Source organism: Amycolatopsis sp. SID8362, from assembly GCF_010550475.1.
GTDB classification, from domain to species: domain Bacteria; phylum Actinomycetota; class Actinomycetes; order Mycobacteriales; family Pseudonocardiaceae; genus Amycolatopsis; species Amycolatopsis eburnea.
The window spans coordinates 1-25,619 of record NZ_JAAGNB010000055.1 but is presented as its reverse complement, the minus strand read 5'-3'; the positions used below and the strand labels follow the sequence as shown (position 1 = coordinate 25,619).

Genomic DNA, 25,619 nt, shown 5'->3' with positions numbered 1-25,619 from the left:
TCATTCTTCTCCAAGGTCGGCTAACGTTTGTGGTGTCACCAAAACCCCGCCCCACCTGGAGACTTCCATGAGTCTTGTCCAGATCAGCGCTGAGCCTTTCCGAGCCGGTGATCTCCCGAGAGCAGCCCTTCGAACCTACGTTCTCGGCCTGTTCGAAGGTCGCGAAATGCGCACTGCCGAGGTCGCCGAGATGCTCGGCGCGACGGAGGTCACGGCCATGAAAGGCCTGACGGCGCTCGTCGAGCACGGCCTGGCCGTCCGATCGGTGACGTGGCGCGGCTCGCGCCCGATGTCGACGTGGCGTGTCGTCGCTCCGCAGACCGGCGGTGACCAGTGAACGCGGTCGAGCGCTGGCGGCCCGTAGTCGGGTTCGAGAAGCACTACGAGGTCAGCGATCGGGGCCGGATGCGCGAGGTCCGACTGGACGGCTCACGGCGGCTGATGTTCCTGCGCACGAGCAACTGGGGCTACAAGATCGTCACGCTGCGCCCCGGCAGTCGGCAGATGCTGGTCCACCGGGCAGTACTGGCCGCCTTCATCGGCCCGTGCCCCTCCGGCTGGCACGGCTGCCACCGCAACCAGGTCAAGACCGACAACCGCCTGGAGAACCTCCGCTGGGACAGCCCGAAGGGGAACGCGGCCGACACGATCCACTCCGGACGACACGTCTCCGTGGTCATGCGGAACCGGGCCGAGGCTCGCAGGGCGGTGCGCAGTGCCTGACGACGCCTTCGCGACCCTGCGGTGGGTCCGGGACCTCCCGGTCATCCGGGACGGCCAGGGGCGGGCAGACCTGCGGGCTCGGCTGCTGCTGTTCATCTTGGCCAGCTACGCCGACGGCGACACCGGGGAGAACGCCCACCCCAGCAACGAGACCCTGGCCATGGCGATCGGCTCGGACGACCCCCGGGACGCACGCCGGGTCCTGGAGCGTCTGGAGAAGTACCGGCTGATTGAGGAGACCGGGACGAAGTGGCACCGGGGCGGCGAAATCTCGGTCTGGCGCCTTCGGATCGACGATGACGAGCTGCTCGACGACATGGCCGACCAGAACGTCGACGCGGCCAGGTCCAGAAAGGCGACAAGGTCCGAGCGCAACCGCCGGTACTACGAACGCCGGGCTGGCAAGACGCACCAGGATCCGTCTGAAGTGGACCCTGGCGTAGTCAGACGGAAGCAGACCCGTCTTAAGACGGAAGCTGCCCCGACTGAAGACGGAAACAGGGGTGTCTTAAGACGGAAGCAGGGGCGTCCTAAGACGGGGCAAATGGCCCCCGACCAACCAATAGACCAGCCCAAGACGACCAGCCCGGTGGACCAGCCCACGGGACCACACACGTCACCGGCTGCGCCGGGTGACGCGCTCGCCATCCGACCGTCGAGGTTCGGCCGAGGAGTAGCGGGTGCCCGTCGGGCCGAGTCCCTGGCCGCCATCGAGCCCGAGCCCACCCTGGGCGAGCAGCTGATCGACCTGGTCGTCCCCCGGTTGCGCTTGGACCCCGAGGACACCCGCCGGGCGCACACCCTGCTGCTGCGCTTCGCCGACCGGTGGCCCCGATGCCTGGAGATGGCCGAGATCGCCTTCCAGGCGGCCGAGAGCCGCCCGGACGACACCTTGGAGATCGGCTGCTTCGAGGAGAGCTACGACGCGAACTTCGCCATCCCGTTGAACCGACACATCGAGAAGGCCAACCCGGCCGCCTGAGGAGGATCGATGAACCCGAGCGAACCCGTGGTCACCGAGCATCGCTACCAGCTGGCCGACGGCACCGTCCTGGTCGAGCGCGTGACCATCACACCCATCAGCTTCGACGTCCCGGACGACCTGTCCGGACTGGACACCACCGAGGAGAACGACCGATGACGACCTTCCTGGCCACTGCCGGAGGCTCGGCCTTCGGCTCGCTCGTGGTCTACGCCGCGATCTACCGGCACCAGCTGATCGTCGCCGAGCAGCGCCGTGAGCGCGTGATCGGGAGGACGCGATGAACGACGACTTCGCCGAGCTGATCCGCCGGGTGGCCGAGAACCCGCTGGGGCCGGGCGAACCGCAAGAGACGGCCCGTGGCGCCCTGGAGCGCCGGATCGAGTGGCTCGGCACCATCTGGCCGGACTCGCCGCGCAGGGACCGCGTGGCGGCTGCCCTGGACGACCTGACCGACGAGCAGCGCACCGAGCTGGCCGAGGAAGCCGCCGGCCTCGGGTAAGCCCACCAAGTCTCACGCCCCGTCTCACTTGATCGACATCGGTGGGACGGGGCGTGTCCATGCCCAGGTCGCGCGTCTCACCCACGTCTCACCGGGCAGCAGCAACACAACGTGCGCACGCACACGCCTGCGCGCATTACGCGCGACCCACTGATCTACCGTTGGTATCCAGATACCGGCGGTACTCTGATCACGTGACCCATCACAGGCGACCAGGCCAGACCACGGCCGAGGGCTACGGCGCGCAGCACCAGGCCCTGCGCCGTGCGTGGTCGCCGAGGGTCGCCACCGGCCAGGTGCCGTGTGCCCGGTGCGGTGAGGTCATCCGGCCCGGCACACCGTGGGACCTCGGCCACCGGGATGGCACGGGCAAGCGCGAGTACCAGGGACCGGAGCACCGACGGTGCAACCGGCAGGCAGGGGCACAGCTGCGCAACGCACGAGTGCTCGACCCCGAGCCGCAGCCGATGACCAGGTGGTGAGCCGGTGATCAGTTTTTTGAGCCACAGTGGACACCGGTTGATCCACGTCCCTATCAACTTCTCTCTCCCCGGCCTCCAGGACGCCCGATGAGCGCCCCGCAGGAGCTTCCGGACGGGACGGACGTCCACGCCGCCGTGCGCGCGTCTCTGGCCGAGCTGGACACCGAGGACGAGGACCAGGCGGCCGTCGCCTTGGCGCTTCGGCTCGGAATCACGATCGATGGGGAGAAGTCCGGCCGGACCGTGGCCGAACTGGCCGGAAAGCTGCTCGCCGTCCTGGCCGAGCTGGGCATGACTCCCGCTGCCCGCAAGGCGATCGTGCCCCGGTCCGGCCCAGCCGAGCGGTCGCCCAGCCAGAAGGCCAAGGACGAGCTGAAGGAGCGCCGCGCGGCTCGGGGTAGCGCATGACGGCCGCAGCGGTCGAGCCCGAGGTCTATGGCTCGACGACGCCCAGACTCTTCACGCCGCCGCTGGTGAGCGGTCCTCCGGGTCCCTGCGGGTGCGGCTGCGCACTGACGCCCGAGACCAGCTACGGCTTCGATGTCGAGGAGTTCGCCGTCAACGTGTTGGCCCGGCCGCTGGACCCCTGGCAGCGCTGGGCAGCGATCCACGGCGGCGAGTTGCTGCCCGATGGCCGGCCCCGGTTCCTGATCCTGCTGATCCTGGTCGCCCGGCAGAACGGGAAGACCGAGCTACTGGTGATCCTGATCCTGTTCTGGCTGTTCGTCGAAGACCGGAGGTTGGTGCTCGGCACGTCCACGAACTTGGACTACGCGAAGGAGTCGTGGGAGAAGGCCGTCGAGCTGGCCGAGGCGGTCGACGCGCTGGCGGAGGACATAGCTCCCAACGGCATCCGGCGGGCCAACGGTGAGCAGGTGCTTCGGACGATCCACCACGCGCGCTACAAGATCGCGGCGTCGAACCGCAAGGGCGGCCGGTCGCTGACGATTCACCGCTTGGTGCTCGACGAGCTACGCGAGCACGCCGACTGGTCCGCCTACGGCGCAGCGGTGCCCGCCATGAACGCCGTCTCGGACGCGCAGGGATGGTTGATCAGCAACCAGGGCGACGCCCGAGCGGTGGTACTCCACTCGCTGCGCAAGGCCGCACTGGACTTCATCGAGACCGGCGAAGGTGACGAGCGGCTGGGGTTGCTGGAGTGGTCCGCCCCGGACGGCTCGAAGGCCACCGACGTGTCCGCGATCCAGGCCGCCAACCCGAACGTCGGATACCGGCTGTCGCTCTCGAACATCCTCGGCGCCGCTCGCCGTGCCCAGCGTGCTGGCGGCGAAGAGCTGGCAACGTTTCTGACCGAGATCCTGTGCATGTCGGTGCCGATGCTCGACCCCGCGATCGACGCCGGGAAGTGGGCTGACTGCCGGGATCCGGGCGACCTCTCCGCCGTGCGCGGCCGGGTGGCCCTGTGCTTCGACGTCTCGATCGACGGCCGTCACGCGACGCTGGCCGCCGCCGCGCAACTCTCGGACGGCCGCGTGCGCGTCGAGGCGGTCAAGGCGTGGGACGACATGAAGGTGATGCGCCGGGAGATGCGTGCTGTCGTGCGCCAGGTCGGCCCGCGCCGGGTCGGCTGGTTCCCGTCCGGCCCGGCCGCTGCGTACGCCGCCGTGCTCGACGACAACGACCAGGACGGCTGGCCGCCCGAAGGCGTCGAGGTCGAGGGCATCCGCGCCGAGGTGCCGGCCGTCTGCATGGGCTTCGCCGAGCTGGTGGATGCGGGCGATGTGGCGCACTCGGACGACCCGCTGTTCAACGCACAGGTTGGCGGAACTGAGAAAGGACGCCGAGGCGACGCCTGGGTGTTCGTGCGTCGTGGTGCGGGCCACTGCGACGCCACGTACGCGATGGCCGGCGCCGTGCACCTGGCCCGGACCCTGCCCGAGGAGAAGCCCGCCGGTTGGTTCGGCGTGGTGTGAGGAGACCACTGTGGACGAAGTGCTGAAGCAGTTCCGGGCGCTGTGGCCGTCGGCCGCGCAGGTGCTCGGCGTGCTCGCGGTGCTGGCCGGGCTGGTGCTGCTGGTGACCGTGACCGCCGGGCCGGTGTTCGGTGTCGTCGCCGGGCTGGTCCTCGGCGGCCTGGTCCTCGGCGCGCTCGGCGTGCTGCGCGAAGCCGGGAGGCTGTGATGGGGCTCGGGAAGACCTTCATGCGCTCGGCTGTCGCCGAGCAGCAGCTTCGGATGATCGTCTCGAACGGCTGGCGGATCGCCCCGGCCTCGGACCTGATCGGCGACACCGGCTGGGGCCACGCGGGTTTCGTCCGCGCGCTCGGCATCCCCGGCGTCGGCCGGGCGGTGAGCCTGATTTCCGACCTGATCGGCGGCCTGCCGTTCGACGCGTACACCTCGCACGGTCGCGAGGTCGCCGAGAAGGTCACGCCGCGCCCAGTCCTGCTGGAGCAGCCGAACCCTGAAGAGGTCCGGATCGTCAGCATGGCCGCATGGGTGGCGGACTACCTGCTGCACGGCAACGCGGTAGGCGTGTACACGGAGCGAAACGCGCTCGGCGTGCCGACGGCCGTGGTGCCGGTCCCGGCATGCCGCGTCGGCGTCCGCCGGGTCAACGGCCAGACCTACAGCGTGCTGCCCGAGGGCGCCATCGAGTACAGCATCGGCACGCGCACGTTCTCCGCGTACGACGTCTTCCACGTGAAGGGCCTCGCCGAGCCGGGCGAGCTGCGCGGCCTCGGCGTGCTGGAGGCCCACCTGAACGGCCACGGTGCGCTCGACCTCGCCGAGGAGTTAGCGCGCCAGGCGAACAACATCGCGAACGACGGCGTGCCGACCGGTCTCCTGAAGGCGACCAGTCCGGACGTGACGCCGGACCAGCTGCGCACCGCGAAGGCGCTGTTCCTGGAGACGCAGCGGGATCGCACCCTGGCGGCACTCGCGCCGAACACCGAGTTCCAGACGCTCGCGTGGGAGCCGGAGAAGCTCCAGCTGGTCGAGGCACGGAAGTTGTCGCTACTGGAAGTGGCGAACGCCTTCGGGCTGCCGCCGCGCTACCTCGGCGCGTCGTCCGGCGACTCGATGACCTACAGCACCTCGGAGACCGAGGCGATCGAGCTGCTGAAGCTGAGCATCGGCGGCCACCTGACGCGGTTCGAGCAGACGCTGTCCCTGGCGTTCCCGCGCGGCACACAGGTCCGGGCAGACCTCGGCGCGCTGCTGCGCTCGGACACCGCAGCCCGGTACGGCGCCTACAAGGTTGGCATCGACGCCGGGTTCCTGCTGCCGTCCGAAGCCCGCGCGAAGGAAGACGACCTCCCGCCGAAGGAGGGCATCGACGACCGGCCCCGCCCGCAGGAGACCCCGCCCGCCCAGCAGCCTGCGGCCGTGCTGCCGCTCCCGACCCGGAAGGGGAACGCATCATGACCACCCGGACCCGCAAGGCTCCCAGCAAGCGCCAGGCCGCCACGACGCGGCAGGCCACCGAGCAGGAGCCGACTCCGAAGCGGCGCCCCGACCCGCGCGCCGAGGTCGTCTCCGTCTCCGAGTGCATCGTGGACGGCTGCCCGGTGCTGGAGTTCGAGCCCGGCCGAGGGCTGTGCATGGGCCACTTCACCACCCGGCTGGACCTGAGGGAGGTCGCTCGCCATGACTGAGATGCTGACCCGGCAGTTCATGCCGGAACTGGAAGTCCGTTCGTCGGGAGACGGCCGGACCATCACGGGCATCGCCGTGCCCTACGGCCGACCGCAGTACATCGACTCGCGGCTGACCGAGCAGTTCGCCCGAGGTGCGTTCAACGCGCAGCTGCGGGCCGCGCATCGGATCCCGTTCATGCGCGACCACGGTCCGCACGGCGGCAATCTGATCGGCAAGGCCAACGAACTGCGCGACGACGCCGCCGGGCTCTACGGCGAATGGCGCGTATCGAAGACTCCGCTCGGCGACGAGACGCTGGAGCTGGTGAAGGACGGCGCGCTATCCGAGCTGTCCATCGGGTTCCGCGAAGGCCAGAACCGCACGCTGTCCGGCGGGGTGGTCGAGCGCCGAACCGCGACCCTGACCGAGGTCGCCATCGTGATGGCCGGCGCCTACGGCGAGGCCGCCATGGTCGCCTCGGTGCGCGCGCAGTCCACCGTGGACCGGCGAGCCGAGGCCGCGCAGATCCTCGCGCAGCTGCCGGTGCTCTCCGCTGACGCTGAGCTGCTGACCCGCTCCGCGCACGGTGGCTCGAACCTGAAGTACGGCCCCGGCTCACCGTTGTGGAGGTACTGGACCGGGCCGGAGGGCTTCGCCCGCTACGCCGGGGCTGCCGAGCCGTGGACGACGCTCCGGGACGCGCTGCTGAAGGAAGGCGTGCCCGCGACCATGGCCGACGGTCTGGCCACCAACGTCATGCAGGCGACCCCAGCGGGGCGGGCTCTGTTCGCCTCGCACCACGGGAAGCACGCGTGAAGATAGCTCAAGCTGACTTCAACTTGAGCTAGACTTCGATCACCACACCGTGGACGCCGACACCTCAGCCGCTCACCGAAGCTGACACCCCGGCCGCTCGGACGGAATTCCGTTCCGAGCCCGGGAGGACGGCGTCATGCCGAACCCGTACCTGGTCCGGCTGCGCGAGCAGCACGACGCGCTGCGCTCCTCGATCGAGGGCATGCAGACCCGTGCGGCCGAGGGCAACCGCGACCTCACCGAAGACGAACTCCGCTCGGTCACCGAGCAGGCATCGCAGCTGAAGGCGCTGACGGACCAGATCGAGTCCCTGACCGAGGTCGAGACCCGCTCCCGCCGCGTCGGCGAGCTGACCGCGTCGCTGGGCGACGAGCGTCAGGGCGACGCGCAGCAGCTCGGCGGCGAGCAGACCCGCAGCCGCACCACGACCCGCGACCGCGACCCCGGTCACTACCGGTCCGTGGTGGACGGTGGCGAGCGGTCGTTCTTCGCCGACCACTACCGGTCCACGGTGCTGAACGACCAGGACTCGCGCAAGCGGCTCGAAGAGCACATGCGCGCGGTCACGCAGGCGTCCGGCGGAACCGGCATCATCCCGCCGAAGTGGCTCGTGGACGAGTACGACCCGCTGGCCCGCCAGGCGCGCGCCGTCGCGGACATGGTCCGGCGACTGCCGCTCGGCCGCGACCCGCGCCCGCTGACCCTGCCGAAGCAGACGACCGGCACGGACGCGAACATCCTCACGCAGTCGGCCGAGGGCGCCAACACCGCCGGGTGGGGCACCGACCGGTTCGCCACCGACAAGGACACCTTGACGCCGGTCACCAAGGCCGCGTACCAGGACGTCGCCCGCCAGCTGCTCGACAGTTCCAGCCCTGCCGTCGACTCGCTGATCTTCGGCGACCTGCGGTCCGCCTGGGACGCGATCGTGGAAAGCCTGGTGTGCACGGCGATCCTCGCGGGCGGCACGGCGACCGGCTCGACGTTCGCGAACGAAGCCGCGTTCAAGGCCGCCGACGGTGGTGCGATCGACGGTGCGATCGACGCGCAGACCGCCGTGGCCGGCGACCAGCGCGGCCCGGCCGACCTGGTCGTGATGAACTTCCGCCGCTTCGGCGCGCACCGGAAGCTCAAGGACAGCACCGGTCGCCCGCTCATGCCGGTCTCGCGCTACGGCCCGCAGAACGCCCGGGGTGCCCTGGGCAACCTGATGGTCGGCGACCTGGAGGGCATGGACGCGCTGGGTACCTCCGGCATCCCGACGGCCTACGCGGAGAAGTACGCCGTCCTCCGCCGCCACGCGGTCATCCTCGGCGAGTCCGACGTCATCGACTTCACGTACGAGCAGGTCGCGGGTCCCGCTGCCGTCCGGATGGGCATCTGGGGCTACGTCGGCACCCTGGTGCGCCACCCCAACAGCGTCGCGATCATGACCGTGACGGCTGCCTGAACATGACGACGACGTGGCCGCCGCAGCTGGCAGACCTCAAGGCCGACATGGATATCCCTGCCGGGGCATCCGATGACGCGGCTCTTCAGGCGTGCCTTGACGCGGCGGTCACGGTGGTGCAGCGGGTCCGGTGCGATGTGGACTACCGGCCCAACCCGCTGCCCGACGTCCCGGTGCCGACGCCAGACCTGGTGCTCGGCACGCTTCGTCTGGCCGGTCGGTGGTTCACCCGTCGCCGGTCGCCCGAAGCACTGGTGACCCTGGGCGAGCTGGGCACGGCCCGCATCCCATCGTTCGATCCCGACATCGAGCGGCTGCTTCAGATCGGGCGGTTCCGAGGGCCGGTGTTCGCATGAGCACTCAAATCCAGGACGCCGTCGCCGCGCTGAAGGCCGCGCTCGAAGCCGTCGGGCAACTCGACGGTCGGGTGTACGAGAACCCGGCCGCGACGGTCACCGGCGTTGGTGCCGTAATCGCGCCGCCGACGGTGGAGTGGGGCAGCTACGGCCACGACGCCGGGCCCACGGAAGCCGCGTTCGTCGTGCACCTGGTCGTCCCGTTCGACGAGTACGCCACCACCCGGCTCTACGAACTGGTGGAGCCGATGCGGGAGGCGATCGAGGGTGACCCGCTGTTCTCGGTCACCTCGGCATCCCCGGGCCTGCTTCAGCAGGGCGGGACACAGCTCCCCACGTATGCCCTCACGGTCGACGTGGGTTTGTAGGAGGAGGAACCGATGGGCTCGCTCACCGCTCGGCGGCTGAAGCTGCTGAACCTCACGATCGGCACGGTGTCGGTCGAGTGCCAGCTGTCGAGCTGGAACCTGGACCCGGGCGTGCAGGACGGCGACCGGCTCTACAGCTACTGCCCGGACGGCGTGGCGATCGCGGAGACCGACGCCGAGCCGACGCTTCAGGTGAAGACCTACAGCAAGTGGGTGGCCGGCGGATTCGAGGACTTCCTCTGGAACAACCGGGGCGTGGTCGTGGACTTCCAGCTCGATCACCACCCGGACATCGCGCTCGAACACGTCCGCTGGACCGGGCAGGTGCTGATCCAGCCCGCCCCGGTCGGTGGCGACCGGGGCGACCAGGAGATGACCGAGATCACGTTCATGTGCGTCGGTGACCCCGAGTTCTCACGGCCGTAAGGGAGATCTACGACATGGCACGTCAGTCCGTCACCACTCAGAAGATCACCCGGGCCGGGACGATCCCGAGTGCGGCGTCCCCGAACGTGGACGGCGACATCATCGACACCGGCGCGTCGGTGTTCCTGCTGCTGTCCAACACCGGCGGCTCGCCCGCAACTGCCGTCGTGGTCTCCCAGGCAACGTTCGACGGCCTCGCGGTCGACGACCTGACGGTGTCGCTCGCGGCCGGTGCAACGAAGGTGGTCGGCCCGATCTCGCCGGGCACGTTCGCCTTCCCGGAAGGCGACACGAACGCGGGCCGGGCGTTCGTGAACTACACCGGCACCCCGGCCGACATCAAGCGTTCCGTTCTGTCCTACTAGGAGATCGACGATGCTCGACTTGCAGATCACCGGCGACAACGGTTTTGACGCGCTGGTCACCGCGAAGCCGCGTCACATCCTCGCGTTCGAGCGGGCCACCGGAACGAAGTTCTCCGACCTGGAGGACGAAGTGTCGATGGCCACGATCTACCAGCTGGCGCACCTGGTGATGAAAATCCAGCATCCGCAGGAGACCCCGGCGAAGCTGGCCGAGTTCGAGGAGACGTTCGACGTCCTGCCGGTCGGCAGTGACGACGCGCCGGACCCTACCCACGCGGGAGCCTGAACCGGACGGTGATCGCCCTTGCGGTCGCCACCGGCATCCCGCCCCGCTACATCGAAGAGCTGGACGAACGGTCGCTCATCACGATGGCCTGGATGGTCGACCAGCAACACAAGCAAGCCAACGGAAAAGCCTCGGGGACAGGTGAAGTCCCGAGCCGCTACGGCTCCGCCCAGATGTCCGGATAGGCGCGAGGAGGTGCACCCTGATGGCGAAGTCCACGCTCGTCGTGAAGGTGCGCATCGAAGGTGTGCGGGAGATCCTGCGCGCCTTCTCCGTGCTGCCCAAGGACGCACAGAATGCGATCCGGGACCACTCGCAGGCCCTGGCCCGCAAGCTGGCCGTGAAGGCCGTGGTGGACGTGTCCGTCCACGGCGGACCGCAGGGCCCGAATCTGGCGACTACGGTCAAGGCCGTACGTGACCGAGTGCCGGCCATCCAGGTGGGCGGCACTCGCAAGCTCGGTCGCCACCTGGCCCCGGCCTATGGGACGCTGTTCGGCTCGCTGTTCGGCATGAACGGCCGCTCGGGCTGGTTTTCGGCCGCTCGCTACGCCTCGGCGACCGGGCGGCAGTACCGGCCGCACCAGGGCCAGGACGCGTACGCGTTCTTCCCGCTTGTCGAGCGCGAGGCCGCGACGATCTCGCGCGAGTGGCACGCCGCCGTTGACGACGTGGTACGGAAGTTCTCCGAGGGCGGTGCGTGATGGCCATCGGCGAGCGCACCGTCAGGATCAAGTTCGACGGCTCCAGCACGGGCCTGGTCGCGGCGGCGGCCATCGCGAAGGCCGAGATGAAGTCGCTGAGCGACGACGCGAAGAAGCGCACCAAGGCGCTGAACGACTTTGCCAGTGGTGTCGGCAAGGCCGCGCGCGGCGTGATGGACCTGATGCTGAAGGCGTCCACCGCCGCGTCGGTCGCCAACCTGCTTCCCATCGCCATCAACGGGATCATCGCGGCGGCTGGGCTCTTGCCGATCGCGGTCGCTGCTGGGTTCGCGTTCGCGGGCGCGATGATCGCGGTCAAGCTCGGCGCCGACGGCGCGAAGCGTGCGTTCTCCCAGCTGAACCCTCAGGTGACGGCGCTCAAGTCCGCCGTGTCGTCGAGCTTCGAGTCCGCCTTGCTGCCCGCCGTACGGAACCTTCAGGGCCTGCTCCCCAAGACCACCAGCGGGTTCCAGCAGATCGCGACCGCGATGGGCGGTGTGGCCACGAAGGTCACGGGCGTGGTCGCGTCCGCGAAGGGCACCGAGCAGGTCAATACCCTGCTGTCCGGCACGGCCAAGGTGATCCAGAACATCGGTGCGTTCCTGGCCCCGGTGATCGCCGCGTTCCTCCGGATCGGCGCCGTCGCCATGCCGATCCTGGTCCAGCTCACGGGCGGGCTCGGCGCGGCCGGCCAGAAGTTCAACGAGGCCGTGCAGAGCTTCGCCGACTCCGGCGAGCTGGAGCAGTGGATCCGTGGCGCCATCGCCGGGTTCAAGTCGTTCTTCGGCGTGATCGGCGACGTGGTCGGGATCATCTCCTCGGTGCTCGGCGCGATCCAGGACGCCGGGGGCGGGATCGGCGGCTTCATCGGTCCGCTGCTGAAGACCGTGCGCGAGTTCCTGGACTCCGCACAGGGACACGACACCCTGGTCAAGTTCTTCCAGTCGCTCAACACCGTGGCCGGTGTGGTGTCCAAGGTGCTCGGCGCGCTGCTGGCTGCGGTCGCTCCGGCGATCCCGCCACTGGCCTCGGCCTTCGCGGACCTGGCGACGACCATCGGCAACATCCTGGTGCCGGTCATCAACTTCCTGGCCCCGGTGCTGGCGAACATCGCGAACTTCATCGCGCAGAACACCAGCTGGATCACGCCGCTGGTGATCGCCCTCGGACTGTGGGCCGCTGCGCAGTGGGCCTTGAACATCGCGATGGACGCGAACCCGATCGGGCTGGTGATCCTCGCGATCGGCGCGCTGATCGCCATCGTCGCTGTGATCATCACCTACTGGGACCCGATCGCCGACTTCTTCGTGGGCCTGTGGAACACGGTCAAGGACGCCGTGACCGTTGCCGCACAGTGGATCTGGCAGCGACTCGTGGACGCCTGGAACTTCATCAAGGGCGTGTGGTCGGGCGTCACCGGCTGGTTCTCCGGCGTGTGGAACGGAATCACCAACGGCGTGACCACCGCGATGAACTGGGTACGCGACCGGTTCAACGACGCGTGGGGCTTCATCAAGGGCGTGTGGAACGGCGTCGGAAGCTTCTTCTCCGGCGTGTGGTCGAGCATCGGCAACGGACTGAAGGGCGCACTCAACGGCGCCATCCGGCTGCTGAACGGCGCCATCGACGGCATCAACAACATCACCGGCGCGGTCGGCATCCCCTCGATTCCGCACATCCCGTACCTGGCGAAGGGCGGCACGGCCAAGGGTGGTCGCCCGTACATCGTCGGCGAGCAGGGCCCGGAGTTGTTCGTCCCCGGCCAGACCGGCCGCGTGGTGTCCAACGCGCAGACCTTCGGCAAGGCGCAGGTGATCGAGCTGACGATCGACCTCGGCAAGGGCATGAGCGAACGCATCCGGATCGAACTGGACGAGACCGGGCGAGCGACGGCGCGCGCGGCCGGCGCCGGGGCGGGGGGCATGCGATGACCACCACCACGACCTACCTCGACGACCTCGGCCGCGTCCGAGTGGCCTTTAGCGGACTGAGCGCGGACGCCGACTACGCGCTGGTCGAGCGCTCCACCGACGGGATCACCTGGACCACCGTGCGCGGTGGCGACAAGGTCGGGCTGACCGCTGGGGCGGGCAAGCTCGACGACTACGAGTTCGCCGCCGGGGTCGCGAACACGTACCGAGTGACCGCCGTCGACTCGGCGGCGGTACAGCCCAACGGCGCGTGGGCGTTCGTCACGGCCAACAACGCCACCCTGAACCCGCCGCTGCCGACTGGTGTCGTGACCGGCGCCATGATGCTGCTGTTCGTCACCCACGCCAACACCGCAGCCACGATCACCACGCCGACCGGGTGGACGCTGCTCGCCGGTGGTGCCGGGCACATGGCGGTGTTCTACCGCGTCATGGCGCCCGGTGTGACCGCGCCGTCCGTCGCGTTCTCCGGCGGTGCGGCAGGTGACAGCTGCTCCGCGCACATCCGCGCGTGGACGAACGCTGACGCGCCCGTGCACGCCGCGCTTCAGACCAACGCGTCCGCCCAGGACGTGGCCTATCCGGGCGCGACGCTCGCCCAGGACGGCATCGCGTGGGTGGTGCACGAGTGGAAGAAGTCCTCAGCCTCGGGGGCGTCCGCGCCGTCCCTGTTCGGCGACCAGGCAGGCGGGTCGAACACAGCAGGCGCGAACGCCGAGACGAACCTGACGTGGCGCACTGATGCGACCGTCAACATCCGCACCGTCACCGCTGGGACCTCGGTGTACGCCGGTGGCTCGGCCGCCGTGTCCAAGGCCCGGCTGCTGCGCATGACCCGGCGAGTCAACGTCGGCGTGGAGACCTCGGTGATCACGCCGGTCCTGGACTCGGTGTGGATCAAGAACGTGCGCCGGCCTTCGCTGAACCGGAAGGTCACGGTCTCCGGCATCTCCGAGGTTTCCCGCCCGGCGCGCGTAGCGATCATCGATGTGATCGGCCGCACCTACCCGATCGCGATCAACGACGTGCGCGGCTCCCAGCACTTCACCCTGACGGTGACCACGCCGAGCCTGGCTGCCGCCGCCGACTTCGACAACGCGCTCCTCACGGGGCACGCGGTCTTCATCCAGGCGCCCACCGTGTTGTGCGCGATCCCGACCGTGTACGCCACGATCGGCGACACCGCGCAGCGCAAGACATCCGCACGCGGCGTGCGCCGGTACTTCGACCTGCCGGTGACCGAGGTCGCTGCCCCAGCGTCCACGGTGTACAGCGACACCTTCACGATCGCCGACGTGGTGGCCACGTACGCCACGATCGCCGACGTGGTCGCGGCGGTGCCGACGATCTCGGCGCTGATCGACAAGGTCAGTACTGCGGTGGTGATCGTGCCGTGAGGCCCACCACTGACAGCTTCCTGACCGGCCTGCGCGGCTCGCACACGCTGGCATCCCGGTGCACGCTGGTCGCGCCCGGCCAGACCGGCACCTCCCCGAACGGGATCACGATCCCCGGCGTCTCCGACCTCGGGCGGCTGCCCATCTTGACCGGCGACGTGACCACCGACATGACCGCAGATGTTCAGTCCACGCTGGACCTGACGACGCGGTATCCGTGGCCATCCAAGCCGAGCGACCCGGGCACGCCGTACGGCCAGGAGATCTACGTCGAGCGCGGTATCGAGTACGGCACCGGCACACAGGAACTGGTGGGGCTCGGCTACTACCGCATCGACAAGGTCGAGCAGCAGAGCGTTCCCGACGGCGCGATCCGGATCACCGCGTCCGATCGGATGGCGATGGTCCGCGACGCGCGCAACACCGCGCCGGTCCAGTTCGGTTCCGGCGCCTCGGTCGGTTCGGTCATCGACTACGTGGTGGGCCAGGCGGTGCCGGGCTTGGTCACGGTCTACGACTTCGACGCCTACTCGACGCTGCTCGGCGCCGACCACGTGCTCGACGAGGACCGCCTCGGGTTCGTGCAGGACCTGCTTGCCGCCTACGGGAAGTACGGCTACTTCGACTACGCGGGCCGCTTCCAGGTGAAGTCCATCCCGGACCTGACGAAGGCGTCACCGGTGTGGGAAATCAATTCCGGCACGCGCGGCGTGCTGGTCTCGATGCAGCGCACCATCTCCCGGGACGCGGTCTACAACATCGTGGTGGCGCGCGGCGAGCCGGTCGGCGAGCTGCCACCGGTGCAGGCCGTGGTGTCCGACGACGACCCGAACTCGCCGACGTGGGTTGGCGGGCCGTTCGGGCTGGTGCCCACCGTCTACTCCTCGGCGTTCATGACGACGGCCGGCCAGTGCCAGCAGGCCGCCGCCGCGAAGCTGGCGAAGGTCATCGGGCTGCCGTACGCGGTATCGCTCGGCTCGGTCCCGAACCCGGCACTGGAGGGCTGGGACGTGGTCACCGTGTCCTACCCGGGCAACTCCGAGGTGCACGTGATCGACCGCATCACCTACGGCCTGGCGCCCGGGGACTCGATGGGCATCGACACCCGCAAGCAGTACCTGACGCGGAGGGCGGGCTGATGGACGCTCTGGCCTACGCCGTCGCGATGGCCGCCGCGAACGCGGCTGCCGCAACGCCGCCCGGCGGCTCGGACATCGCTCACTACACCGGGCAAATCCTTTCGTGGGACGAATTGACCGGCCTGAATTCAGTGTTGGTCAACGGCGCGACGGTGTCGAACCTGCGTGTGATCCGTGGCGGTATCGGTCTGGCTTACCAGCCGGGCGACACCGTTCTGATCGAGAAGCGGATGTCGCAGTGGTACATCCTCGGCAACGTCGGTGCGCCTGGTGCTGGGGCGGCGAACCAGATCGGCTCAGCCGAGGTCACCACTTCGGAGACAACCGGCTCCACCACGTACACCGACCTGGCTACGCCCGGCCCCTCTCTGACGGTCAACATCGGATCCAGCCGCCGGTGTCTGCTCATGGTCGGTGCCCGAATCAGTTGTGCGGGGACGGCCTCTAACGCGTACATCGGAGGATCGGCTACGGCGAACGTGACCGGAGCCAGCAACATCCCCATCGTGGGAACGGTTTCCCTCGGTGTGCTGGCGCAGACGTCGCCGGTTGCTGGCGGAGTAGGGACGTTCACTCGGAACTTCGTTCTTACGGCGGCAAACGGTCTCAACCAGGGCGCGAACACATTCACCATGCAATACCGGTCCAACTTCGCGAGTCCGGTCTGCGGATTCTCCGAACGCAACATCACGGTCATCCCGTTCTGACGTAAGGAAAGGAGCCCAGTCATGGGCAACACAGGCCGCTACGGCTGGGGCTACCCGGAGGTCACCGACCCGCCGAACCTGTCCCTGTACGTCAAGAACCTCGCGCTGGCCGTCGAAACGACGCTGGGCGCGATCGAGGACCGGCTGGCCGCGCTGGAGCTGTACGGCCTCAAGTTCATGGGCAGCTCGGCTCCGAACACCGACCAGACGATCGGCGTCACCGAAACCATCCTCGACGAGAAGGTCACGTTCACTGCGGTTTCCGGCCGCAAGTACCTGATCATCCACACGGCCGACAACGCGATCGCGTCCGGCTCGCCGACCGGTGCCACGTACAACTACCGGTACGCGGCCGGAGCCACGCTCACGACCGCCGGAACCCTGCTCCACAACTTCGGCGGCCCCACGCCGTCCGGCAACCACTCGACCGACACCCGGCACGTGCTGTTCACGGCGCCCTCCTCGGGACAGTTCACGGTCGGAGCGGGCTACTTCACGAACGGCGGGGCCACGGTCAAGTTCTACGCGAACTGCAAGCGCCTGACCGTCTTCGACATCACGTGAGGGTGCGCCATGACGATCACTCTTCGACGGTCGCGCTCGCCGTTCCAGATCGGCGTGCTGCTAGCCCTGCTGGTCATCTCCGCTGCCTCGGCGGTGTTCTTCGACCAAGTGGCCACCAGCACCGCTCGCGAGCTGGGCTCGACGCTCGGCCGGCTGATGTACGGCGGCACGGCTTTGGGCGCGGGGGTGGCTCTGGTCGGTGTCTGGCGGTCGGGCATCACTGGCCTGCTCGTCGAACGCGTCGGGCTGATCTCGATGGCCTGCTGGGTGACCGGCTACGGGATCGCAGTGCTGATCAACTCCGGTGCGCGCGGGGTCCAGTTCGGCGGCTACATGACCGCCGTCGCGTTGATGTGCCTCTGGCGAGCCTGGCAGATCGGCCGCGAGGCGCGCGAGCTGGCGACGGTCGAGCACCTGGCCGAACAGATCAGCAATGGGGAGGACAGATGAACGACTGGATCCCGGTCATCGTTGCCGCGCTCGGCGGTGGCGGCATCACCGCGCTGGCGGCCCTGCTGCTGGTGCGCAAGCAGGGCCGGAAGCTGACCGCCGAGGCAAAGGTCTCGGAAGCCAGCGCGGCCGACGTGCTGGGCAAGGCCGCTGCCGCACTGGTCGAGCCCCTGACGAAGCAGCTCAAGGATGCCGAGGCCCGGGGCGAGCGGGTGATCGCGCAGGCCGACCGCCTGAGCGAACGGCTCGCCTCGGCGGAGGCCGAAGTGCAGCAGCTGCGCGGCGAGGTGGACCGACTGACCAAGGACCTCGCCGCCGCGCGCGAGGAGAACGAACGGCTGAAGGGCGGGGCCTGATGTCCTGGTACGTGGCGAAGTCCCTCGACGTGCTGCTGGCGCAGCTGAACGCGAAGGCCCCCAACCGGTCCAAGGTGTCCGATGGCTCGATCGGCGACGCCTCGCACTCCGCGCGAGAGAGCGACCACAACCCGACGAGCACCGGCCAGGTGTGCGCCCGCGACTTCACGAACGACCCGGCGGGCGGGTTGGCCGGCCAGTGGCTCGCCGACGCGCTGGTGGCCAGCCGGGACCCGCGCATCAAGTACGTGATCTGGAACCGCCGGATCATCGACAGCCGCGCGGGCCAGCACCCGTGGCAGTGGATGCCCTACAGCGGCGTCAACGCGCACACCCACCACGTCCACGTCTCGGTGTTCGCCGGGGCACTGGGCGACCGTACCGACCCCTGGAACCTCGGCGGCGGCACCAAGCTGTCCGGCCGCCAGCTGCTGAACGGAGACACGCACATGAAGCTGCCCGCCGAGATGAACACTCGCTCTGAGGTCATCGCGCTGCCGCCGGACGCCGACGTGAAGCTGATCTTCGCGGCCAAGACCGTCATCTTCGGCGGCCACATCTACTGCTGGTCGGCCGTGCCGGGCCAGGGCACCGGCGGCGACCCTGTGCAGTGGCGCACCGAGGTCAAGGAGGGCGAGGTGATCGCGATCCCGCGCGGGACGTCGAAGGCGGAGATCACGTACAGCTGCGCCTCGGAGATCGACCTGTACGTGCAGGCGATCGCCTGAACGGCACAGGGCCTGGTTCGCGGCGTCGCGTCGCACCCGGCTGGCGTGGGCCTGTCAGTCGTGGTCGAAGAGGGTCGGCTCACCGGGCAGGTAAGGCAGATCGACCCACACGGTTCCGACCTTGGTACCGATAGGGAAGTCGTCCTTGTCGAAGGTGAAGAGAACGTCTACTCCAGCCTCGATCGCGCTGGCAATATGGATCGCGTCGCCAAGTTTGTACTGCTTGGTGAGGTGCAACTCACGTGCCTGAATGGCGACTTCACGCCCGAATTCGACCGGCACTACACGCGCGCCGCCCACATAGTCCAATACGCGAGCGTCGAGTCCGACGTCGGGGTGCGGGTTTGGGCTTTGTGCTAGGCATTCAACTAGGCTGAAGGTCGAGACGTAGATCTCGAACTGCCCTGCGTCGGCAGCGTCCATGATGCGTTGTACGCGCTCCCAGCCGTCGCCTCTCGCGAAGAAGCGGGTCAGGACACAGCTATCTAAGTAGACGGTGCTGTAGGGGTCAGGCCGTGCCACGCACACCCCCGAGGTAGTCCTTCACCGTCGAGGTCACTGCCTCCTCGGCGACGCCTAAGCCTGATGCGAGGCGCGGAGACTCATCCCGCGATGCAAGGCGAGTGATCGCCCGCAGCTGTAGCGACAGGGGGCGGCCTCGATAGTCTCGGACGAGCTTTCCCCGAGCTTCGACCCGGCGGCCGATGAGGCTGCGCACGTTGTCGAGCTGTGCGGCGGTGAACCTGATAACGACCGACTTGCCGCCTCGCTCGGGCCAAATCCGTGCCTCAAAGCGCTCGTGCACGTTGAGCGAGTCGAGGTGACCTATGACGGAGCCAATGCTTGTGCGGCGAAGAGAGCCAGCTTCACGAAGGTGGTCGCGTGTATCCAAAGTGATGCGCACCTGGTCAACAACCTTGTCGCCGTCTAGGAGTGTGAGTTCGGTGCCTTCATCGGCGAACCCACCTAGATGCGCGGCGGCGTCTCGACCAGCCTGTATCGCGGTGTCGTTCCAGCCCTCAGGGATCTCGGAGTTGTTTTCGGCTATGCGCAGTCCAGCGATCAGGCGCCGGAACGCGTCATCCGTCGTGTCTGGTTCCTGCATCGGCCGGAATGCTGTATCGACGCTGCCGTCGCGCAGATGAGCGAAGCGTACGGCGCCGCCGCCCAGGGCCTTGATCAGTTCGGCGACTTGGTGCAGACCAGTCAGAACCTGAGCAGCGTCCATGTCGCCGGTGTGTCCGTGCACGTAGATGGCCAGTTCCATCGTTTCACCTCCTCGCTCCGCGCCACCATCACATCAGACATTGCGCAGCGTTCGTTACGACAAGTTGAGGATCACACGAACGGACGAGGGATGCGCGACGGAGCTGTGGAACCCGGCCAACGCGCCGATGGAGGGCAGCGCGCCGGCCGGGGGCTCATTGGTGGCCCTGCCTCGTGTGCTGTTGGGGAATGCCGTGCTCGCGGCGGTAGATCGCATCGCAGCGCGGGCACGCAGTCGGCGTGCCGTGGTCCCGACGCTGGCTCGACGGCAGGAACGCGGCGGAGGCGGTGGCGCCGCACAGCATGGTGATGCCCTGGCCGGGCTCCGGGATGCCGGTGAGCCGGGTCCGGTGCCACTCGCCGCCGATGACGGGGTGGATAGTCTCGAAGTCGATGTAGATCACGGCGCTCATCGGGCGCCCCGCTGCGCGTCGAACTGCTCGCGCAGCTCCTTCGCCCTGGCCCAGTCTTCCGGGCTCATCTGGTCGATCGTCGTCGGCTGCTCGCTGGCATCGGCGACGCTATCCGCTTCTTGGTCCATCTCGTCCCACCGCTACTGGTAAGCACGTCTTGACCACTCACAGTGCCATGAGGCGGTGAACTGGTCAAGACAAGCTGACCAGTGGGACACTGGAGCCATGGTGGATCGGACGAGCGGATTGCCCGCGTTCAGGCAGGTGGCTGCGGACCTGCGCGAGAAGATCACCGCAGGCGACTACGCACCGGGCGAGCAGTTGCCGAGCGAGCGCGAGCTGGTCGACTCCTACGGCGTCTCGCGGCCGACGATCCGCGAAGCCGTGAACTTGCTGCGCTCCGAAGGCCTGGTGACGGCGGAGCACGGGCGCGGCGTGTTCGTCCGGCCGCCAGCCAGTATCCAGCGCGTCGCCCGGACGCGGTTGTCCCGCGAGGCCCGGGAGCGCAACCGAGGTGCGTTCCTCGCCGACGCTGCCGCGCGCGGCTTCACGCCGTCCACGTCGGTGAAGATCCGCTTCGAGGAGGCCGACGCCCGGACCGCCGCACACCTGGCGATCGACGAAGGGACCGAGGTCACCGTGCGGGACCGCGTGATGCGCGCCGATGGGCTGGTGGTCCAACTCGCGGTGTCGCGCCTCCCGCGCACGCTCACGCGCGACACCGCGATCGAGCAGGTCGACACCGGGCCCGGCGGTGCGTACGCGCGCCTGGAGGAAGCCGGGCGCCGGATCGGGTCCTTCGCCGAGCACGTCGGCGCTCGCATGCCGACGCCGGACGAAGCGTCGCTCATGCAGCTGGCCGTCGGCGTGCCCGTCATCACCGTAACGCGCGTGGCGTTCGGCGAGGACGGGACGCCGCTGGAGATGAACGACATGGTGATGGCGGCCGACCGCTACGAGCTGTCATACGAGTGGCCAGCCGACTGACGAGCCCGACGACCGCTACGGCGTCAGTTCGGTGTAGCGGTGGACGTAAACCGGGCGTCCCCGGTCGTCGGACTCGCGCGAATAGTCGTACACCGCCGTACCGGGGCGGGGGCGCGTTTCCGTACCCCCCTGGTCGGTGCTGAACGTGATGACGCCCTCAGTCGTGGGGATGCGCAGGACGGCCGGCAGCTCGTCGTCAGGAAGTTCAAGCGTCGCAGGCTGGTAGTTGTCCCTCAAAAGGACCACGGTGATCATCGAGGCTCCAACTGGTTACTCATCGAAACGGTCAGTACGACCATTCCCAGCCGTGCGCGCCGGGTCCGAAGGTGTCGCGGGTCAAACGCCGGGTGTTACGCCGAATTTGCCGATATCAAGGTCGGCAACTTGATCGTTACTTTCCGCTGTTATCTAACGCTCGCCGAACGCCGAAAGCCTGGTTCGCCTAGCCATCGGCGACCTCACGCCCGACGATCGCCAGCTTGGCGGGCTCCTGGCGAAGCTCGGCGAGCACCTGGCGGATCTCGTGCTGGCTGGCGCTGAGCTGGCGAGCGAGCGCCTGACGACCGGGCGCACGTTGGCCGGTTGCCTTCGCCGCCGCCAGGGCCTCCTCGACCCGTTCCCGCAGCGGCGGTACCTCCTGGCGCACGTCTTCGCTGGTCACCAGGTCGTCACCAGCCATCGGGCGCAGCTGGTCAGCTTCCTGGTGCAGCTCCTGGCGGCCTAGCTCAGCCTCAGCAGGCGCCGCCGGTTCGTTGGCGGCGGCCGGGCGGATGAGGGACACGACCAGTTCGTAGGCGATAGCGAACGCCAGCGGAGGCCAGGCGGCCACCACCTTGTTCACCAGGTCGGGCCCGGCGCTCGCCACGTTCGCCACCAGGCTCACCAGGACGCCCACGACGACCGCCAGCCACGCCAGGCCCGGCGCCGGGTTGCCATCGCGGCGGGCGCGGAGGATCACCAGGCTGGCGACGACCAGGAGCCCGTCAACCGACAGCGGGACGAGCCAGGAGAGCCACGTCTCGCCGTGCTTCGCTGCCAGGTCGCGCATGTGGGTGTAGGAGGCGACCGCTGCAACGAACGCCACCAAGGCGCCGAAGACAATGCCGCTCGTGCGGAAGCCATCGGTGGTGGTGTCACGCTTGCTCACGCTGCCCCCTGCTCGCCCCGGGCGGCTCGGACGCCGCGCAGCCATGTCCGCTCGGTCGCACTTGCCCCGCCCCAGATCCCGTAGGGCTCGGCCGCGTTCAGGGCGTAGGCGAGACATTGGGCCCGGAAGTCGCAGGTCTCGCACACCCGCAAGGCTGGCGCGGCGTTGTGGCCTTTCTCCGGGTGAAAGATCTCGACGTCGGTCTCTGCGCACCGGCCAGCCGAAGGGGCGGCCACGTGGCCGAGGTGGTCCGCCTCGGCGAGCAGTTCGAGGAGCTGCGCCCGGCGGGCGGCTCGGCGCGGGGTGCGGCTGGTGGTCATCAGCGGTTCCACCCGGCCTCGACCTCATCCGGCGTGACACCAGCGTGCAGAGCCTTGGTCACCCGCCCGGCGAGCCGCACCGCCGCCTCTCGGACGTCGTCGTCGGGGCCGCGCCCGCCGCCTGTCCGCAGCTGGAGGAGGTACCGCAGGACGCGGCTGGTGTCGTTCGCTTCGGTGATGTTCACGGCTACGCTCCCGGAGTGCCTGAAGAAAAAGTGTTGAGACTGGTCTTCGTCTGCTCCGGCAACATCTGCCGCTCCCCCATGGCCGAGCTGGTGTTCCGGGCCAAGCTCGAGGAGGCCGGCCTCGGGGACGCCGTCCGCGTCACCAGTGCCGGCACCGGGCCGTGGCACGTCGGGGAGCCCGCCGACAAGCGGGCCCGGGCGACGCTGAAGGCGCACGGTTACCCGACCTCGCACGTGGCGTCCGAAGTCTCGGACGAAGACCTCGCCGCCGATCTGCTGCTGGCCGCCGACGAAGGGCACGCCGGGTTCCTGCGGTCGCGGGCCGGTGATCCGGAGAAGGTGCGGCTGCTGCGGTCGTTCGACCCGTCGGCCCCCGAGGGCGCCGAAGTCCCCGACCCCTACTACGGCGGTGACGACGGCTTCGAGGACGTGCTCGGCATGGTCGAGCGCGCGGTGCCCGGTTTGCTCGATTGGGTGCGTTCGCGGGGGTAGGGATCACACGTGGCCGAGGTCGGCGGGCAGCCGCGGCGGGACACGGCCTACCGTGGTGGGGTGCGGTTGCGGTTCCTGCTCAAGCCCGGGTGGCTGGCTCTGACGGTGGTGGTGTTCACCTTCGCCATCTGCTGCTTCACGCTCCTCTCACCCTGGCAGTTCAGCCGCAACACCGAGCGCGAGCAGCAGAACGCCGCGCTCGAGACGTCGTTCAAGGCCGACCCGCTGCCGCTCACCCAGCTGCTGCCGCCGGGGAGCGTCGTCGGGCCGAAGACCGAATGGCACCTCGTCTCCATCACCGGCCGGTACCTGCCGGACAAGGAAGTCGTCGCGCGGCTGCGGACGGTCCAGGGCGAGGGCGCGTTCGAGGTGCTCACCCCGCTGCAGACCACCGACGGCACCGTCGTGCTGATCGACCGCGGCTACGTCCGGCTCGACAGCAAGTCCGGCGTCCTGCCCTTCGCGCCGCCTCCGCCCGGCACGGTGACCGTGACCGCGCGGGCCCGCGCGGACGAGACGGACCCGAAGAACCGCGACGCGTTCGCCGACGCCTCGACCGGCGGGCGGCTGCAGAGCTACGTCGTCGATTCGCGGGTCGTCGCGCGGGCCGGGAAGCTCGACATCCGGCCGGGCTACTTCCAGCTCGACACCGGCCAGCCCGGCGTGCTCGGCGCGCTGCCGCTGCCGCAGACCGACTCGGGGCCGTTCCTGTCGTACGCGCTGCAGTGGATCGCGTTCGGCGCGATGGCGCTGCTCGGCTGGCTGTACTTCACCGTCCGGGAGCTGAAGCCGGGTGGCGCGCTCGACGCGTCGTCGCCCGAGAAGCCGGAGAAGACGCGCCGGAAGTCCGTCGCGGAGATCCTGGCCGAAGACGAGCTCGCCGAAAGTGGCCATCAGAAATAAGCCGGAAATGGCCCTTCGACACGGCCACTTGCCCGGGTGACACTGCGGGCATGCTGATCCACCCGTGGGACGCCGCCGACGACTCCGAATGGCGGGAGTGGCTGTCTTCGCACGACTTCGGCCAGCTGATCGCCGGCGGCACCGGCCGCGACCTGCCGGTGGTGACCCCGGCGCACTTCGCGTTCGACGGCGACCGGACGGTCGTCACGCACCTGGCGCGCCCCAACCCCATCTGGCCGTTGCTGGAGGAGCACCCGCGAGCGCTGCTGACGGTGGTCGACGACTACACCTACATCCGCGCGGACTGGAACACGACCGCGGACCCGGCGCACGGCGTGCCGACGTCGTACTACGCGACGGTGCAGCTCGAAGGCGACGTCCGGCTGGTCGACGACCCGGCGGCGAAGGCGGCGCTGCTGGACAAGCAGCTGCGGCACTTCGAGCCCGACGGCGCGCGGGCGCCGGTGAGCGCCACGGAGGCGCCCGACCGGCGACTGCTGCCGGGGATCCGCGGGATCGAGTTCACGATCACCGGCGTCCGGGCGAAGTTCAAGTTCGGCGGCAACAAGACGGCCGAGGACCGGGAGCGGATCGGCGCGCGGCTGGCGGCCCGGGCCGGCCGGCTGGACGCGGCGGCACTGACGCAGCTGCGCCGCCGCGGCTGAGCCCGCCGGCCGCGCTCCCCCTCAGCTGCCGCAGGCCGCGACCGGCTGCACGGCCAGGTCGCCGTCGATGCTCTCGCCGGTGGCGTGGTTCACCGCGTGCACGGTCATGTGCTGGACGGTGCCCGGCTGGTTGGCGGTCGGGTGCACCTCCCGGATGCCGGTGGTGGCCGAGACGTCGTCGCCGGTGAAGAAGACGAGGCCGTTGTCGGCGAAGGCGATCGTCCAGACCTGACCGGCGACGTTCGTGTGGATCTCGAACTCCTCACCGACGACGAACGAGCCGCCCGGGCCGTCGTCGTCGTGCTTGGACTTCAGCGTCCACGGGGTGCCCAGGGTGCCGACGTCGTCGGCTTCGTAGGTGGGACCGCAGCGCCGTCCGCCGGCCTCGGCGTTCCCGGTCATGACGAGGGTGAGCAGGCTCGCGGTGACGATGCCGACCGCGATGTGCTTGTACCGCACGGATTCCTCCCGAGTGTCTGCGAGCGTCTACGCCCGTCGATACGCGGAAGGGTTACGAAGTGAGCGGGGAAGACCGCGCCGGCAGCCGAGCCCCCGCCCTATCCCTGGGGGCGGCCCCTGGGCCAGTCTATCGGCGCCCCCAGGCAAAACCTCCCCAGCGCAAGCGAAATCGCCCGGTTGTCCACACCCGGCCGGTCTTGTGGACAGCTCAGCGCGACCGGCGCCGCAGCCCCGCCACCGCGGCCAGCAGCACCGACGTCACCGCCGCCAGCCAGCCCACGACCCGGGACAGTTCCACCGCGCGGGTCACGTGCCCGGCGTCGGGGTTCCGCCCGACCCCGAGCACCGGCAGCTCGGCCACCCCGTGCGGGTACACCGTGCGGCCGCCGACGCGGATCTCCAGTGCGCCCGCGAAGGCCGCCTCCACGCGGCCCGCGTTCGGGCTCGGG

Annotated in this window: 43 protein-coding genes; 33 read left to right on the top strand and 10 right to left on the bottom strand. The window is 69.2% G+C overall.

Translation table 11 applies throughout. The annotated features are described in order from the left end of the window. Positions 1-166 precede the first annotated feature (166 nt). The 29 genes from G3I65_RS01655 (at position 167) to G3I65_RS01520 (ending at position 18,333) form a co-directional block, all read left to right on the top strand. On the top strand, positions 167-337 hold the full coding sequence (locus G3I65_RS01655; protein WP_160694053.1) for a hypothetical protein: 171 nt from the start codon (positions 167-169) through the stop codon (positions 335-337). Further along, on the top strand, positions 334-723 hold the full coding sequence (locus G3I65_RS58695; RefSeq protein WP_160694052.1) for an HNH endonuclease: 390 nt from the start codon (positions 334-336) through the stop codon (positions 721-723). Before G3I65_RS01655 ends, G3I65_RS58695 begins: the two co-directional genes overlap by 4 nt. Further along, entirely contained in the window at positions 716-1,705 is a 990-nt protein-coding gene (locus G3I65_RS01645) for a helix-turn-helix domain-containing protein (protein WP_160694050.1), read from the top strand. Before G3I65_RS58695 ends, G3I65_RS01645 begins: the two co-directional genes overlap by 8 nt. Positions 1,706-1,714: 9 nt before the next feature. Continuing rightward, complete coding sequence (locus G3I65_RS01640) at positions 1,715-1,864, top strand: hypothetical protein (protein ID WP_160694048.1); 150 nt, start codon at positions 1,715-1,717, stop codon at positions 1,862-1,864. Next, positions 1,861-1,989: a hypothetical protein gene (locus tag G3I65_RS58160; RefSeq protein ID WP_255481825.1), complete on the top strand. Its 129-nt coding sequence runs from the start codon at positions 1,861-1,863 to the stop codon at positions 1,987-1,989. Before G3I65_RS01640 ends, G3I65_RS58160 begins: the two co-directional genes overlap by 4 nt. Further along, positions 1,986-2,207: a hypothetical protein gene (locus tag G3I65_RS01635; protein WP_160694046.1), complete on the top strand. Its 222-nt coding sequence runs from the start codon at positions 1,986-1,988 to the stop codon at positions 2,205-2,207. The genes G3I65_RS58160 and G3I65_RS01635 overlap by 4 nt, the downstream gene beginning before the upstream one ends. A gap of 194 nt (positions 2,208-2,401) precedes the next feature. Next, positions 2,402-2,689 (top strand): hypothetical protein, encoded by a 288-nt coding sequence (locus tag G3I65_RS01630; protein ID WP_160694044.1) that lies wholly within the window; start codon positions 2,402-2,404, stop codon positions 2,687-2,689. Between the two features lie 87 nt (positions 2,690-2,776). Further along, complete coding sequence (locus tag G3I65_RS01625) at positions 2,777-3,097, top strand: hypothetical protein (protein WP_160694042.1); 321 nt, start codon at positions 2,777-2,779, stop codon at positions 3,095-3,097. Then, positions 3,094-4,623 (top strand): terminase, encoded by a 1,530-nt coding sequence (locus G3I65_RS01620; RefSeq protein ID WP_160694040.1) that lies wholly within the window; start codon positions 3,094-3,096, stop codon positions 4,621-4,623. The genes G3I65_RS01625 and G3I65_RS01620 overlap by 4 nt, the downstream gene beginning before the upstream one ends. A gap of 10 nt (positions 4,624-4,633) precedes the next feature. Beyond that, positions 4,634-4,831, top strand: coding sequence for a hypothetical protein (locus tag G3I65_RS01615; protein WP_160694038.1), 198 nt, complete (start codon positions 4,634-4,636; stop codon positions 4,829-4,831). Continuing rightward, positions 4,831-6,078, top strand: a complete 1,248-nt coding sequence (locus G3I65_RS01610; RefSeq protein WP_160694036.1) for a phage portal protein — start codon at positions 4,831-4,833, stop codon at positions 6,076-6,078. Before G3I65_RS01615 ends, G3I65_RS01610 begins: the two co-directional genes overlap by 1 nt. Next, a complete protein-coding gene (locus tag G3I65_RS01605) occupies positions 6,075-6,308 on the top strand; it encodes a hypothetical protein (protein WP_160694034.1) in 234 nt (77 codons plus the stop codon). The genes G3I65_RS01610 and G3I65_RS01605 overlap by 4 nt, the downstream gene beginning before the upstream one ends. After that, the gene (locus tag G3I65_RS01600; protein ID WP_160694032.1) at positions 6,301-7,107 is read left to right on the top strand and encodes an HK97 family phage prohead protease; all 807 of its coding nucleotides are present in this window, start codon (positions 6,301-6,303) and stop codon (positions 7,105-7,107) included. The genes G3I65_RS01605 and G3I65_RS01600 overlap by 8 nt, the downstream gene beginning before the upstream one ends. A 136-nt stretch (positions 7,108-7,243) precedes the next feature. Then, the gene (locus G3I65_RS01595) at positions 7,244-8,557 is read left to right on the top strand and encodes a phage major capsid protein (RefSeq protein WP_160694030.1); all 1,314 of its coding nucleotides are present in this window, start codon (positions 7,244-7,246) and stop codon (positions 8,555-8,557) included. 2 nt (positions 8,558-8,559) lie between these two features. Continuing rightward, positions 8,560-8,913: a phage head-tail connector protein gene (locus tag G3I65_RS01590; RefSeq protein WP_160694028.1), complete on the top strand. Its 354-nt coding sequence runs from the start codon at positions 8,560-8,562 to the stop codon at positions 8,911-8,913. Continuing rightward, entirely contained in the window at positions 8,910-9,281 is a 372-nt protein-coding gene (locus G3I65_RS01585) for a hypothetical protein (protein ID WP_160694026.1), read from the top strand. The genes G3I65_RS01590 and G3I65_RS01585 overlap by 4 nt, the downstream gene beginning before the upstream one ends. 12 nt (positions 9,282-9,293) lie before the next feature. Next, entirely contained in the window at positions 9,294-9,707 is a 414-nt protein-coding gene (locus G3I65_RS01580; protein ID WP_160694024.1) for a hypothetical protein, read from the top strand. Between the two features lie 14 nt (positions 9,708-9,721). After that, the gene (locus G3I65_RS01575) at positions 9,722-10,072 is read left to right on the top strand and encodes a hypothetical protein (protein WP_160694022.1); all 351 of its coding nucleotides are present in this window, start codon (positions 9,722-9,724) and stop codon (positions 10,070-10,072) included. Positions 10,073-10,082: 10 nt separating this feature from the next. Next, a complete protein-coding gene (locus G3I65_RS01570; RefSeq protein ID WP_160694020.1) occupies positions 10,083-10,358 on the top strand; it encodes a hypothetical protein in 276 nt (91 codons plus the stop codon). Between the two features lie 8 nt (positions 10,359-10,366). Continuing rightward, a complete protein-coding gene (locus tag G3I65_RS01565; protein WP_160694018.1) occupies positions 10,367-10,543 on the top strand; it encodes a hypothetical protein in 177 nt (58 codons plus the stop codon). Positions 10,544-10,563: 20 nt separating this feature from the next. Beyond that, on the top strand, positions 10,564-11,061 hold the full coding sequence (locus G3I65_RS01560) for a hypothetical protein (protein WP_160694016.1): 498 nt from the start codon (positions 10,564-10,566) through the stop codon (positions 11,059-11,061). Beyond that, on the top strand, positions 11,061-12,992 hold the full coding sequence (locus tag G3I65_RS01555; RefSeq protein ID WP_160694014.1) for a hypothetical protein: 1,932 nt from the start codon (positions 11,061-11,063) through the stop codon (positions 12,990-12,992). The genes G3I65_RS01560 and G3I65_RS01555 overlap by 1 nt, the downstream gene beginning before the upstream one ends. Then, complete coding sequence (locus tag G3I65_RS01550) at positions 12,989-14,389, top strand: hypothetical protein (RefSeq protein ID WP_160694012.1); 1,401 nt, start codon at positions 12,989-12,991, stop codon at positions 14,387-14,389. The genes G3I65_RS01555 and G3I65_RS01550 overlap by 4 nt, the downstream gene beginning before the upstream one ends. Next, positions 14,386-15,528: a DUF5047 domain-containing protein gene (locus G3I65_RS01545; RefSeq protein WP_160694010.1), complete on the top strand. Its 1,143-nt coding sequence runs from the start codon at positions 14,386-14,388 to the stop codon at positions 15,526-15,528. Before G3I65_RS01550 ends, G3I65_RS01545 begins: the two co-directional genes overlap by 4 nt. Continuing rightward, on the top strand, positions 15,528-16,235 hold the full coding sequence (locus tag G3I65_RS01540) for a hypothetical protein (protein ID WP_160694008.1): 708 nt from the start codon (positions 15,528-15,530) through the stop codon (positions 16,233-16,235). The genes G3I65_RS01545 and G3I65_RS01540 overlap by 1 nt, the downstream gene beginning before the upstream one ends. Positions 16,236-16,256: 21 nt before the next feature. Then, positions 16,257-16,799 (top strand): hypothetical protein, encoded by a 543-nt coding sequence (locus G3I65_RS01535; RefSeq protein ID WP_160694006.1) that lies wholly within the window; start codon positions 16,257-16,259, stop codon positions 16,797-16,799. Between the two features lie 9 nt (positions 16,800-16,808). Further along, entirely contained in the window at positions 16,809-17,249 is a 441-nt protein-coding gene (locus G3I65_RS01530; RefSeq protein WP_160694004.1) for a hypothetical protein, read from the top strand. Next, on the top strand, positions 17,246-17,605 hold the full coding sequence (locus G3I65_RS01525) for a hypothetical protein (protein WP_160694002.1): 360 nt from the start codon (positions 17,246-17,248) through the stop codon (positions 17,603-17,605). The genes G3I65_RS01530 and G3I65_RS01525 overlap by 4 nt, the downstream gene beginning before the upstream one ends. Further along, positions 17,605-18,333, top strand: a complete 729-nt coding sequence (locus tag G3I65_RS01520) for a hypothetical protein (protein ID WP_160694000.1) — start codon at positions 17,605-17,607, stop codon at positions 18,331-18,333. Before G3I65_RS01525 ends, G3I65_RS01520 begins: the two co-directional genes overlap by 1 nt. Before the next feature lie 54 nt (positions 18,334-18,387). Here G3I65_RS01520 and G3I65_RS01515 read toward each other — a convergent pair whose 3' ends face one another. The 4 genes from G3I65_RS01515 to G3I65_RS58155 all read right to left on the bottom strand — a co-directional run bounded on the left by G3I65_RS01515 (position 18,388) and on the right by G3I65_RS58155 (position 20,140). Next, positions 18,388-18,855 carry a type II toxin-antitoxin system VapC family toxin gene (locus G3I65_RS01515; RefSeq protein ID WP_160693998.1) on the bottom strand — a complete coding sequence of 156 codons (468 nt, stop codon included), beginning with the start codon at positions 18,853-18,855 and terminating at the stop codon, positions 18,388-18,390. Beyond that, positions 18,842-19,600 (bottom strand): hypothetical protein, encoded by a 759-nt coding sequence (locus tag G3I65_RS01510; protein WP_160693996.1) that lies wholly within the window; start codon positions 19,598-19,600, stop codon positions 18,842-18,844. The genes G3I65_RS01515 and G3I65_RS01510 overlap by 14 nt, the downstream gene beginning before the upstream one ends. Positions 19,601-19,754: 154 nt before the next feature. Next, positions 19,755-20,012 carry a hypothetical protein gene (locus G3I65_RS01505; protein ID WP_160693994.1) on the bottom strand — a complete coding sequence of 86 codons (258 nt, stop codon included), beginning with the start codon at positions 20,010-20,012 and terminating at the stop codon, positions 19,755-19,757. Continuing rightward, a complete protein-coding gene (locus G3I65_RS58155; protein ID WP_255481824.1) occupies positions 20,009-20,140 on the bottom strand; it encodes a hypothetical protein in 132 nt (43 codons plus the stop codon). The genes G3I65_RS01505 and G3I65_RS58155 overlap by 4 nt, the downstream gene beginning before the upstream one ends. 97 nt (positions 20,141-20,237) lie before the next feature. On the opposite strand from G3I65_RS58155, the gene G3I65_RS01500 reads away from it, so the two are divergent. After that, positions 20,238-20,999: a GntR family transcriptional regulator gene (locus G3I65_RS01500; RefSeq protein ID WP_160693992.1), complete on the top strand. Its 762-nt coding sequence runs from the start codon at positions 20,238-20,240 to the stop codon at positions 20,997-20,999. 15 nt (positions 21,000-21,014) lie between these two features. On the opposite strand, the gene G3I65_RS01495 is transcribed toward G3I65_RS01500, so the two are convergent. The 4 genes from G3I65_RS01495 to G3I65_RS01480 all read right to left on the bottom strand — a co-directional run bounded on the left by G3I65_RS01495 (position 21,015) and on the right by G3I65_RS01480 (position 22,651). After that, the gene (locus G3I65_RS01495) at positions 21,015-21,254 is read right to left on the bottom strand and encodes a hypothetical protein (RefSeq protein WP_160693990.1); all 240 of its coding nucleotides are present in this window, start codon (positions 21,252-21,254) and stop codon (positions 21,015-21,017) included. 187 nt (positions 21,255-21,441) lie between these two features. After that, a complete protein-coding gene (locus G3I65_RS01490; RefSeq protein WP_160693988.1) occupies positions 21,442-22,146 on the bottom strand; it encodes a DUF2637 domain-containing protein in 705 nt (234 codons plus the stop codon). After that, on the bottom strand, positions 22,143-22,466 hold the full coding sequence (locus G3I65_RS01485) for a WhiB family transcriptional regulator (protein WP_160693986.1): 324 nt from the start codon (positions 22,464-22,466) through the stop codon (positions 22,143-22,145). Before G3I65_RS01485 ends, G3I65_RS01490 begins: the two co-directional genes overlap by 4 nt. Next, on the bottom strand, positions 22,466-22,651 hold the full coding sequence (locus tag G3I65_RS01480; protein ID WP_160693984.1) for a hypothetical protein: 186 nt from the start codon (positions 22,649-22,651) through the stop codon (positions 22,466-22,468). Before G3I65_RS01480 ends, G3I65_RS01485 begins: the two co-directional genes overlap by 1 nt. Positions 22,652-22,681: 30 nt before the next feature. On the opposite strand from G3I65_RS01480, the gene G3I65_RS01475 reads away from it, so the two are divergent. Genes G3I65_RS01475 through G3I65_RS01465 form a run of 3 tightly spaced genes read left to right on the top strand, consistent with a single transcriptional unit; the run spans position 22,682 to position 24,711 of the window. Beyond that, positions 22,682-23,143: a low molecular weight protein-tyrosine-phosphatase gene (locus tag G3I65_RS01475; RefSeq protein WP_160694075.1), complete on the top strand. Its 462-nt coding sequence runs from the start codon at positions 22,682-22,684 to the stop codon at positions 23,141-23,143. Between the two features lie 60 nt (positions 23,144-23,203). Next, positions 23,204-24,046 carry an SURF1 family protein gene (locus G3I65_RS01470; protein ID WP_160694073.1) on the top strand — a complete coding sequence of 281 codons (843 nt, stop codon included), beginning with the start codon at positions 23,204-23,206 and terminating at the stop codon, positions 24,044-24,046. 50 nt (positions 24,047-24,096) lie between these two features. Beyond that, positions 24,097-24,711 carry an FMN-binding negative transcriptional regulator gene (locus G3I65_RS01465; RefSeq protein ID WP_160693982.1) on the top strand — a complete coding sequence of 205 codons (615 nt, stop codon included), beginning with the start codon at positions 24,097-24,099 and terminating at the stop codon, positions 24,709-24,711. Between the two features lie 21 nt (positions 24,712-24,732). Here G3I65_RS01465 and G3I65_RS01460 read toward each other — a convergent pair whose 3' ends face one another. Next, positions 24,733-25,170 (bottom strand): hypothetical protein, encoded by a 438-nt coding sequence (locus tag G3I65_RS01460; RefSeq protein ID WP_160693980.1) that lies wholly within the window; start codon positions 25,168-25,170, stop codon positions 24,733-24,735. A gap of 208 nt (positions 25,171-25,378) precedes the next feature. Then, positions 25,379-25,619, bottom strand: a 241-nt coding sequence (locus tag G3I65_RS01455) for a cobalamin biosynthesis protein (protein WP_203612253.1), incomplete at its 5' end; no start/stop codon positions are given.